We start from the raw sequence: 10,379 nt of genomic DNA on the forward strand, positions 1-10,379 counted from the left end.
GATGAAGAACATAAATTGCATCGCGTTGTCGCATAGTCAAGCGGAAGCTATGGTTTACTGGCAAGCAAGAGGGGGGAAACCATGGCGCTGGCACCATCGAATGACGCGATCACCTTCGATCAACTGACACTCGATCCCTATCCGGTCTATCGCCGGATGCGGGCCGAAACGCCGGTGGTCCGGGTGCCGCAGATCCAGCGCACCTTTCTGGTCAAGGCCGCCGAGACGAAGATGGTCAAGGACGACCCCGAGCTGTTCAGCTCGGACGATCCGCGCACGCCGATGCAGCCCGCCTTTCGCGCTCATACGCTGATGCGCAAGGACGGCGCCGAACATCTGCGCGAACGCAAGGCGATGATGCCCGCGCTGACCCCCAAGACGATCCAGTGCGAATGGGCGCCGCTGTATGAAAAGCTGACCGCCGAATATCTGGACCGCCTGCCCAAGGAAGGGCCGGCCGATCTGTTTACCGATCTGTGTGGACCGGTCGCCGCGCGCATTCTGGCGCATATTCTGGGCATCCCCGAGGCGACCGACGAACAGATGATGCGCTGGTCGCAGAACCTGATCGACGGGGCGGGCAATTTCGCCTGGCGTCCAGAACCCTTCGAGGTAACGGACAAGGCGAATGACGAAATGGACGCACTGTTCGACAAGGCGGTTCCCCGCGTTCGCGCCACGCCCGATGCCTCGGCCTTTTCGGTGATGGTCAATGCCGAAGACCCGATCCCGAGAAGCCAGATCTATTCCAATATCAAGATCGCCATCGGCGGCGGCATCAACGAACCGCGCGACGCGCTGGCCACGCTGATCTTTGGCCTGCTGACCAATCCCGACCAGTTGGAAGAGGTGCGCTCCAGTGGCGAATGGAGCAAGGCCTTCGAAGAGGCCGTCCGCTGGGTCGCGCCTATTCAGGCCAGCTCGCGGCTGGTGACGCGCGACACGCAGATCGGCGGGTTCGACATTCCCAAGGGCGACACCGTGATGACCATTCAGGCATCGGCCAATCGCGACGAAGAGGTATTTGGCGACAATTCCGAAGATTTCTATGTGTTCCGCGACAAGAACCTGCATCAGGCCTTTGGAAACGGCCCGCATCATTGCGCCGGGTCGCATACCGCCCGCCGCACCGTCGGCAAGATCATGGCACCGATGCTGTTCGAGCGTTTCCCGAACATGCGCCTGCCCGACCCCGACGCGGTCATGTGGCGCGGTTTCGGATTCCGCGGCCCGATCAACATGCCTGTCATTATGGGCTGACCAGCCCCGAAACGACCACAGCCAATTTAGGAGAAGCAAATGGTCAAGGTAACTTTCGTTGCCGCCGATGGAACGGAAACGACAGTCGATGGTGAAGTCGGCAGCAGCGTCATGCAGACGGCGGTCGCCCATGATGTCGAGGGTATTGTCGGCGAATGCGGCGGCTCGATGATGTGCGCAACCTGTCATTGCTATGTCGATGACAAGTGGATCAGCAAGACCGGTGAACGTCAGCATGACGAGGATGACATGCTGGAGGGCGCGGCCAGCGAGGTGCGCGACAGTTCCCGCCTGTCCTGCCAGATCAAGCTGACCCCGGCAATGGACGGCCTTGTCGTCCACACCCCGGAAGAGCAGTTCTGACCGTGGCAGAGCAGGATCAGGACACCCCGGTGGTGATCGTGGGCGCGGGGCAGGGCGGGCTTCAGGTTGCCGCCTCGCTGCGCCAGTCGGGCTTTGCGGGCGAGGTGACGCTGATCGGGACGGAACCCGGTCTGCCTTATCAGCGCCCGCCGCTGTCCAAGGCCTATATGCAGGACGGCAAGGCCGATGGCCTGATCCTGCGCGCGGCCGAGTTTTTCGAGGGCAAGCAGATCCGCTATCTGCCCGAAACCACCGTCACCGCCATCGACCGGGTTGCTGCGCGGATCGCCACCAGTGCGGGCGAGTTGCCCTTTGGCCATCTGATCCTTGCGACCGGGGCCAGCAACCTGCGCCCGCCCATTCCGGGGCTGGAACGCGCGCTGGATCTGCGCACGCTGGCCGATGCCGAAAAGCTGCGCGGGAAGATTCATGAAAAACGCAGGTTTGCGGTGATCGGAGGCGGGTTTATCGGGCTGGAATTTGCCGCCGTCGCGCGGAAATTCGGGCATGAGGTGATTGTGGCCGAGGCCTCGCCCCGGCTGATGGGGCGGGCGGTCTCGCCTTGGATGTCGGAACTGTTTCTGCAAAAGCACCGCGATCTGGGCTGCACCGTCATTCTGGGCGACCCGGTCTCGGCGGTGGATGAACGCGGCATCGCGCTGGTCGGCGGCGATCACATCGCCGCAGACGAGGTGCTGCTGGCGGCGGGCGTGCGCCCCAATGTCGATCTGGCCGCCGCCGCCGGGCTGGACTGTGCCAATGGCGTGACCGTGGACGGGCAGCTTGTGACCTCGGATCCGGCGATTTCGGCCCTTGGTGATTGCGCCAGCTTTCCCGACAGCCGCACGGGCCGGATGATCCGGCTGGAAAGCGTTCAGGCGGCCACCGATCATGCACGCCATATTGCGGCGCGGCTGACCGGAAAGGCGCCGGGGGCCTATGCTGCGCTGCCGTGGTTCTGGTCTGATCAGGCCGATTACAAGTTGCAGATCGCCGGTCTGGCACAGCCCGAGGACCGGGCCGAGGCGGTGGCTGAACATGTCGTGTTCCGCTTTGACGCGGCCGACCATCTGACGGCGGTGGAAACCGTGAACAACGCCAGGGTCCATATGAAGACCCGCAAGCTGCTGTCGTCGAACGATGCGGTCACGCCGGCCATGGCGCAAGAGCTGCTGGCATGATCCGCCCGGTTCTGATCCCCGGCCTGTTGTCGGATGGCGTGGTCTGGCAAGATCTTGCCCCCCTGCTGGGGCCCGGCACGGTATGCGCGCATCCGGTGCAGGATGACCGCATCCCCGACATGGCTGCCCGGATCCTGACGCAGGTTCCGGGCGAGATCGTGGCCATCGGGCATTCGATGGGCGGTCGCATCGCGATGGACATGGCCCGGCAGGCCCCCGACCGGCTGCGCGGACTGGTGCTGATCAGCACCGGGCATAATGGCGGCACCACCGCCGAACTGCCCAAACGGCAGGCCCGGATCGCGCTGGCCCATGACAGCATGGAAAAGCTGGCCGATGACTGGCTGCCGCCGATGGTCGCACCCGCGCGGCAAGGCGATGCCGCGCTGATGGGGGTGTTGCGCCAGATGGTACTGCGCCATGACGCGCAGATTCACGAACGCCAGATCCACGCGCTGATCAACCGCCCCGATGCTGCGGTCAGTCTGCCACGGATCACCTGCCCGGTGCTGCTGCTGGTCGGCGATCAGGATGGCTGGTCGCCCGTGACCCAGCACAAGGAAATGGCCGCCATGACCCCCGACGCGACGCTGCGCGTGATCGCGGGTGCCGGGCATTTCCTGCCGCTGGAAAAATCGGCCGGGATGGTCTCTGCCATTCTTGGCTGGCTGGACGAGAAAGGACTGTCCCATGGGAAAAACGACTGAACCGCACCAGATCGCCGAGACACCGCTGTTCGACCGTGAGGCCAACCTGCAAGGCTACAAGCTGAACAAGATGGCGATGTCGCTGGGGATCCCCGCCAATCGCGAGGCGTTCAGGGCCGATGAGGACGCGTTTCTGCGCAGCCATGGGCTGGATGACGAAACCCGCGCCGCCGTTCTGGCCCGCGACTGGCACGAAATGGTCCGGCTGGGGGGCAATCTGTTCTTCATCCTGAAGATTTCGGCCATTGATCCGACGCCGATCACGGCCATCGGCGCGGCGCAGGCAGGGATGGGCCACGAGGAATTTCTGAAGGAAAGGCTGGGCAAGTAATGGCACAGATCATTGGCGGGCTGGGGACCAGTCATGTTCCCTCGATTGGCGTGGCTGCGGATCGCGGTCTGGCGGGGACGCCCGAATGGAAGCCGTTTTTCGACGGCTATGATTATACGAAGGACTGGATGCGCCGGAACCGGCCTGACATCGCGGTGGTCATCTTTAACGACCACGGCAATTCCTTCTTTCTGGACCGCGTACCGACCTTTGCGGTGGGCGTGGCCGACAGCTATGCCCCCGTGGACGAGGGCTGGGGTCCGCGCGCCATCCCCGATTTCCGGGGCGCGGCGGATCTGGGCTGGCATTTCGTCGATCAGCTTGTCGAAAGCCATTTCGACCCGCTGATCTGCCGCGAAATCGAGGTCGATCACGGGCTGCAAGTCCCGATGGAGCTGTTTTGCGGTCGCCCCGGACAAGGCGGCGAATGGCCCGTCAAGGTGCTGCCGATCTGGGTCAACACCATCCAGTTCCCGATCCCGACGCCGCAACGCTGCTGGCAGATGGGCGAGGTTCTGCGCCGCGCCATCGAAAGCTTTCCGGGCGACGAGCGGGTGGTGATCATGGGCACGGGCGGGCTGTCGCATCAGTTGCAGGGCACGCGCGCGGGCTTTCTTAACCCCGATGCCGACCGGCTATGGCTGGACACGATCGGTTCTGATCCTGATCGCTGGCGTAACATGACGCGCGAGGATTACGTCGAGACCTTTGGTTCCGAGGGGGCGGAACTGATCATGTGGCTGGTCATGCGCGCGGCGATGAACCGTGATGTAAACCTGCTGCACAAGCACTATTTCGTTCCGGCCAGCATGACCGGCGCGGGCTGTGTCGTGCTGGAGAACGCGTGATGGCCTTCTTTCTGATGCGCTGCCTGCACCATCCGGGCAAGGATGCCGACCGCGACCGCATCCGTCCTGAACATCGGCAATGGGTCGGTTCGGGCGGGGGCGGGATGGTCGCGGTTCTGATCGGATCGGCCATGCAGGACGATACGGGCGCAAGTATCGGCAACTGGGGCATTCTTGAGGCGCGAACAGCCGGGGATGCCCACAGCTTTGCCGAGGGGGATCCGTTTAACAAAGCCGGTATTGTAAGCAAGATTGATATTACCCCCTTGCCGGACGGATTTCAGGCAGACCGGATCGGCAATCCGATGTCGCCCCGGCTTGACGGCTGACGAACCATATCTGATCCCGCCATCGGCGGGGCGGACAACTTGCAAGGGAACGCGCGACCGCCGCCATCGCAACCTGGGAGGAGCAGGGGCGAAAACCGGCGGATAAAACCGGCCCGATCAAGGGCTGAGGGAGGGAATATGGAAGCTTCGACAGGGGCGGAGACACTCCGCCGGATGACACGTCTGGTCAGCATGGCAGGGGCAGCCGTGCTGGCCCTTCTTGGTATCTATATCGCCGGCTTCGGATCGCTGAATGAAACGGCCTTGCGCGTCGGCACCTATGCCTTTGCCGGGGCCATCGTGATTTTTTCGGCCACCTCCCGGCGGCGCGACCGGGTCTGGCTGGTGCTGCTTGATCTTGCGCTGCTGGTCGCGTTGATCGTGTCCGCGCAACGATATTTCGCCATTGGCGAGATGCTGGAAACCGGGCTGTATTTTTTTACACCCGCTGATATCTGGGTTGGCGTCGCAGCCATCGTGGTGCTGCTGGAGCTGACGCGGCGGGGCTTTGGCATGCCGCTGGTCCTTGTCTGCGCGCTGGCGATCCTTTACGCGCTGTTCGGGCAGTATCTGCCGTGGATTTTTCGGCATGGCGGCTATGATCTGGGCCAGGTCCTTCAGGTCGTCTGGTATTCCTTCGACGGGGTATTCGGTGGGCCGCTATCGGTCGTCGTGACGCTGATCCTGGTGTTCATCGTCTTTGGCAGCGTGCTGGAGGCCGTGGGCGCGGGTCCGGTTCTGCTGAAATTCGCCTTCGCGCTGACCGGGCGGTTCCGGGGCGGCCCGGCCCATGCGGCCATCGCCGCCAGCGGCGTGTTCGGCACCATGTCGGGCTCGGTTTCGGGGAACGTGGTTGGCACGGGGGTAATGACCATCCCGATGATCATCCAGCGCGGCTTTCCCGCCCGCTATGCCGGCGGGGTCGAGGCCGCCGCCTCGTCGGGCGGACAGTTCATGCCGCCGATCATGGGTGCCGTCGCCTTCATCATGTCGGATGTGACCGGCATCCCCTATCTGACCATCTGTGTGGCAGCGTTGTTGCCCGCGCTGTTCTATTACGCCTCGCTGTTCGTTTCGGTCCATATCGAGGCCGTGCGTCGCGGCATCAAGCCGATCCCGCGCGAGGATCGCCCGGTGATCACCCGCCACGACTGGCTGATGTCGCTGTGTTTCATCCTGCCGCTGGTGATGATGATGGCGATCATGCTGTCCGGGCGGTCGCCTGCACTGGCCGGGTTCTGGGCGGTGATCCTGGCAGTGGTGCTGGGTTTTGTGCTGAACCCGGAACTGCGCGGGGCCCCTCAGAGGCTGATTGGCGGGCTGGTCGATGGCGGCATGGCCTCGGCCGCGATCATCGTGGCAGTGGCCGCCATCGGCATCGTGATCGGCATCATGAACATGACCGGCCTTGGCCTGCGCTTTGCAGGGGTCATGCAGGATGTAGCGGGGGAATCGCTGTTCCTGTCGCTGGTGATGATGATGCTGGGATCGCTGGTTCTGGGTATGGGCATGCCGACCGTTCCGGCCTATCTGATCGTCATCCTGGTCATGGGACCGGCGATCGAGATGATGGGCGTGCCCACGGTGATCGCGCATCTGTTCGTGGTCTATTTCGGGGTTCTCAGTTCCATCACCCCGCCGGTCGCCATCGCGGCCTTTGCGGCAGCCCCCATCGCCAAGGCCAACCCGATCCATATCGGGATCGACGCCTGCCGCATCGCGCTGATCGGTTTCGTCATTCCCTTCGTGCTGGTCTATAACCCGTCACTGGCGCTGGTGGTTGATTTCAGCGTCACCGGCTTTGTCTGGATCGTGCTGCGCCTTGGCTTGGCAATCTGGCTGTTTTCGACCGGCTTCTCGGGCTATGCGGCGGCGCGGCTGTCACCGCAGATGCGGCTGCTGCGCTTTGTCGCGGGTTTCGGCGCGCTGGTGCCGGTGATGTGGGCCGAGGTGATCTTTACCGCCGCCGGGCTGCTGCTGGCGACGACGGACTGGCGGGCGACGCCTTCGGATTACGAATAAACCGAAGGCGAAACCACCACCGATCAGAAATTAGAAAAAAACGTGAGGAGGAATAAAATAATGATTAAATTGCTTAAGATTGGGACGGTTATCGCAAGCGTTCTTGTGGCGACAGCCCCCGCTCGGGTCAGCGCGACCGAATACCTGACCCTTGCAACTCTGGGGCCGGGATCCTCGCCCTATCTGGTGATGTCCACCTTTGCGCAGATCGTCGAGGACAGTCTGGGCGACGTCAAAATCCAGGTGAACGCGACCGGTGCCGCCACGCAGCACGCCATGCAGGCCGCCGCCGGCAAGCTGGATTTCTTCATGTGGTCGGCCAGCGTCCATGACGCGATGATCAATGGCACTGCCATGTGGTCCAAGGTGCCGCAGGCACCCGAGCTGGCCAAGGAACTGCGCGCGGTCTTTGCCTTTCCGCTGGGGCTGTATCACATCACCGCCTATGCCGATTCCGGGATCGAAAGTCTTGACGATATTGGAGGCAAGAAAGTGTTCCTTGGCCCTCCGGGGGGCGGGGCGACAATCATCATGCGCAATGTGATCGAGGCTGCGACGGGCATGGTTCCCGGCAAGGATTACGAACAGGTCAATCTGGGTTGGGATGCCGCCACGCAGGCGTTTCAGGATGGTCGGATCGACGTTTACATCAATTCGACCAATGCGCCCTCGCCGGTGATCCAGCAGCTTGCGCTAAGCCGCAAGATCCGGTTTCTGGGCCTGACCCCGGAACAGATCGCCAAGGCAGAGGTGCAGGCCGTGCTGAACCGCCCCGGCGGTGTGATGGGCGAAATTCCCGCCGGACTTTACGGCGAAAATCAAGCCAATACCGAAACGACCGTGACGCTTGGCTCTATCGTGGGGGTGGGCACCAGCACGCATGACGATGCCGACACCATCTATCGCGTGACCAAGGCCTTCTGGGACAACCTGCCCGCCATGCAGGAAAAGGCCCAATGGCTGCGCAACATCAGCATCGACAACGCGCTTCAGGATCTGAACCTGCCGTTGCATCCCGGTGCGGTCCGCTATTACGAAGAGGCGGGAATGCAGATACCGGACGAACTGCGCCCGGCTGAATGAGCATGCGGCCCCGGAACCGCTGTTCCGGGGCTGTCAACAACCCGAGGATGACGTGGCAAGATGTCGAAACCAAAGAATATTCTGTTTATCATGTACGACCAGCTTCGTTGGGATTATCTGGGCTGCTATGGACATCCTTATCTGAAAACCCCGAATATGGACCGGCTGGCGGCGATGGGGATGCGGTTCGACCGCTGCTATATCCAGTCGCCGATCTGCGGATCCTCGCGCATGTCCACCTATACGGGGCGCTATGTCCACAGCCACGGGGCAAGCTGGAACGGCATCCCGCTGAAGGTGGGCGAGATGACCATGGGCGACCATCTGCGAGCTGCGGGCACCGGTTGCTGGCTGGTCGGCAAGACCCATATGAAGGCCGATGCCGAAGGGATGGCCCGGCTTGGCCTGGAACCCGACAGCCTGATCGGCGCGCGCGTTGCCGAATGCGGCTTTGACCTGGTCGAACGCGATGACGGCATGCGCCCCGAGGGACCGGATGGCGTCTATGACCCGCAGGGCAAATGGCGCTATGACGAATATCTGCGCGCGCGCGGCTATGACAGTGACAACCCCTGGCATGACTTTGCCAATTCCGGCGTGGACGATGATGGCAATGTCCTGTCCGGCTGGTTCCTGAAAAACAGCACCGAGGCCGCGAATATCGCCGAAGAGGACAGCGAGACCCCCTATCTGACCCGCCGCGCGATCGAGTTCATGTCGCAGGCCAGCGAACCCTGGTGCTGCCACCTGTCCTATATCAAGCCGCACTGGCCCTATGTCGTGCCCGAACCCTATCACGACATGTACGGCCCCGAACATGTCCTGCCACCGGTGCGCAGTCAGGCGGAATATGACAATGCCCATCCGGTGTTGAAGGCATTCATGGAAAGCCCGCTCAGCCGGAATTTCTCGACCGACAGGGTCCGCAACGCCGTAATCCCGGCCTATATGGGCCTGATCCGGCAATGCGACGACCAGTTGGGCGTGCTGCTGGACTGGCTTGAGGAAAACGGCCGCATGCAGGATACGATGATCGTGCTGACCAGCGATCACGGCGATTTTCTGGGCGATCACTGGATGGGCGAGAAGATGTTCTTTCAGGACAGTTCGACCCGCGTGCCGCTGATCATCTATGACCCCTCGACCGATGCCGATGCGACCCGCGGGACCAGTTGCGACGCGCTGGTCGAACAGATTGACTTGGCCCCCACCTTTGTCGATTTCGCGGGTGGCATGCCCCCCGCGCATATCCTGGAAGGCGAATCGCTGCTGCCGGTCCTGCGGGGCAAGGCGACCGGAACCCGCCGCGATTTCGCCATCTGCGAATATGACTATTCGGTCACACCCACGGCCGCGCAACTTGGCCTGTCGGTGCGCGAGGCGGTGATTTTCATGGTGGCCGACAAGCACTGGAAACTGATCCATTTCGAGGGCGGTTTCCGCCCGATCCTGTTCGATCTGAAAAACGACCCGCAGGAACTGACCGATCTGGGCGACAGCCCGGAACACGAAGCGGTAATCCGGCAAATGTATGACAAGCTGTTCCGCTGGACCCGCCGCACCGCTCAGCGCACCACCCGCAGCGAGGCGCAACTGATGGAAATGCGCGGCAAGTCGCGGCGCCGGGGCGTGGTGATCGGCATCTATGACGAAAACGACGCGCCGCTGGAACTGACCGTCCGCTATCGCAACCGCAAGGCGGTAAATCACAAGATGCGGCGAAAGGACTAGCCCCGTCATGCCGGGCCTGCGGGTGCGATGACGGAAAGCGGCGGAATGGGCCTGCTTCTGATATTGAACGGTTTAGTGTTGTTTTTTGCCCCTGAATATGTTTACGTTTGGGTTCGATAAAATACTCATACCGTATTTCATTTTCAGGAGGGGTCGATGCACATGAAAACGACAGCGGCGTTATTTGCGGCAATATCCCTTGTGGCATCAGCCGCAGCCGCTGCGCCGGTTTATCTCAGTGATTCCCTGATCAATGTCAGCGTCGGCGCCGGAACTTCGGCGGGCAGTTTCAACAATACATTCAATGGTGGCCAGACAATCGGCAAGGTGATTGATGCTCCAGGCGCGGATGCCGAGGAATTTCATGACCAGACCACGCATATCTGGTTTACCGCCGACAGCCTTGGCGGCGGGTTGGAGCTTTTGTTCGACTTTAATCAGGAATACGATATTTCGACCCTGCATTTCTGGAATTACACATCAGAAAGCTATGACGTAGACAACGTGGATTTCACCTTCTACGA

10 protein-coding genes and 1 pseudogene are annotated in these 10,379 nt (G+C 62.0%); all 11 read left to right on the top strand.

The window, feature by feature from the left end:
- The first annotated feature begins 81 nt into the window (after positions 1-81).
- Positions 82-1,260: a cytochrome P450 gene (locus ACK5L9_RS08090; protein ID WP_416910961.1), complete on the top strand. Its 1,179-nt coding sequence runs from the start codon at positions 82-84 to the stop codon at positions 1,258-1,260.
- Between the two features lie 39 nt (positions 1,261-1,299).
- Entirely contained in the window at positions 1,300-1,623 is a 324-nt protein-coding gene (locus tag ACK5L9_RS08095) for a 2Fe-2S iron-sulfur cluster-binding protein (protein ID WP_416910962.1), read from the top strand.
- Positions 1,624-1,625: 2 nt separating this feature from the next.
- Positions 1,626-2,804, top strand: coding sequence for an NAD(P)/FAD-dependent oxidoreductase (locus tag ACK5L9_RS08100; protein ID WP_416910963.1), 1,179 nt, complete (start codon positions 1,626-1,628; stop codon positions 2,802-2,804).
- The gene (locus tag ACK5L9_RS08105; protein ID WP_416910964.1) at positions 2,801-3,511 is read left to right on the top strand and encodes an alpha/beta fold hydrolase; all 711 of its coding nucleotides are present in this window, start codon (positions 2,801-2,803) and stop codon (positions 3,509-3,511) included. The genes ACK5L9_RS08100 and ACK5L9_RS08105 overlap by 4 nt, the downstream gene beginning before the upstream one ends.
- Positions 3,495-3,842, top strand: coding sequence for an extradiol ring-cleavage dioxygenase (locus tag ACK5L9_RS08110; RefSeq protein WP_416910965.1), 348 nt, complete (start codon positions 3,495-3,497; stop codon positions 3,840-3,842). Before ACK5L9_RS08105 ends, ACK5L9_RS08110 begins: the two co-directional genes overlap by 17 nt.
- On the top strand, positions 3,842-4,690 hold the full coding sequence (locus ACK5L9_RS08115; protein ID WP_416910966.1) for a class III extradiol dioxygenase family protein: 849 nt from the start codon (positions 3,842-3,844) through the stop codon (positions 4,688-4,690). Before ACK5L9_RS08110 ends, ACK5L9_RS08115 begins: the two co-directional genes overlap by 1 nt.
- Complete coding sequence (locus ACK5L9_RS08120) at positions 4,690-5,019, top strand: YciI family protein (protein WP_416910967.1); 330 nt, start codon at positions 4,690-4,692, stop codon at positions 5,017-5,019. Before ACK5L9_RS08115 ends, ACK5L9_RS08120 begins: the two co-directional genes overlap by 1 nt.
- Before the next feature lie 138 nt (positions 5,020-5,157).
- Positions 5,158-7,041, top strand: a complete 1,884-nt coding sequence (locus ACK5L9_RS08125) for a TRAP transporter permease (RefSeq protein ID WP_416910968.1) — start codon at positions 5,158-5,160, stop codon at positions 7,039-7,041.
- A gap of 60 nt (positions 7,042-7,101) precedes the next feature.
- Positions 7,102-8,124, top strand: a complete 1,023-nt coding sequence (locus tag ACK5L9_RS08130; protein ID WP_416910969.1) for a TAXI family TRAP transporter solute-binding subunit — start codon at positions 7,102-7,104, stop codon at positions 8,122-8,124.
- 60 nt (positions 8,125-8,184) lie between these two features.
- Positions 8,185-9,855, top strand: coding sequence for a sulfatase-like hydrolase/transferase (locus ACK5L9_RS08135; RefSeq protein WP_416910970.1), 1,671 nt, complete (start codon positions 8,185-8,187; stop codon positions 9,853-9,855).
- A gap of 156 nt (positions 9,856-10,011) precedes the next feature.
- A pseudogene (locus ACK5L9_RS08140) lies at positions 10,012-10,379 on the top strand (hypothetical protein); the annotation flags it as partial.

This window comes from Paracoccus sp. (in: a-proteobacteria) (assembly GCF_047973135.1).
Lineage (GTDB): Bacteria > Pseudomonadota > Alphaproteobacteria > Rhodobacterales > Rhodobacteraceae > Paracoccus.

What these genes read in the sequence shown, in the direction of transcription:
- ACK5L9_RS08090 (WP_416910961.1), top strand. Translation starts at nt 82, where the DNA reads ATGGCGCTGGCACCATCGAATGACGCGATCACCTTCGATCAACTGACA.
- ACK5L9_RS08095 (WP_416910962.1), top strand. Translation starts at nt 1,300, where the DNA reads ATGGTCAAGGTAACTTTCGTTGCCGCCGATGGAACGGAAACGACAGTC.
- ACK5L9_RS08105 (WP_416910964.1), top strand. Translation starts at nt 2,801, where the DNA reads ATGATCCGCCCGGTTCTGATCCCCGGCCTGTTGTCGGATGGCGTGGTC.
- ACK5L9_RS08110 (WP_416910965.1), top strand. Translation starts at nt 3,495, where the DNA reads ATGGGAAAAACGACTGAACCGCACCAGATCGCCGAGACACCGCTGTTC.
- ACK5L9_RS08115 (WP_416910966.1), top strand. Translation starts at nt 3,842, where the DNA reads ATGGCACAGATCATTGGCGGGCTGGGGACCAGTCATGTTCCCTCGATT.
- ACK5L9_RS08120 (WP_416910967.1), top strand. Translation starts at nt 4,690, where the DNA reads ATGGCCTTCTTTCTGATGCGCTGCCTGCACCATCCGGGCAAGGATGCC.
- ACK5L9_RS08125 (WP_416910968.1), top strand. Translation starts at nt 5,158, where the DNA reads ATGGAAGCTTCGACAGGGGCGGAGACACTCCGCCGGATGACACGTCTG.
- ACK5L9_RS08130 (WP_416910969.1), top strand. Translation starts at nt 7,102, where the DNA reads ATGATTAAATTGCTTAAGATTGGGACGGTTATCGCAAGCGTTCTTGTG.
- ACK5L9_RS08135 (WP_416910970.1), top strand. Translation starts at nt 8,185, where the DNA reads ATGTCGAAACCAAAGAATATTCTGTTTATCATGTACGACCAGCTTCGT.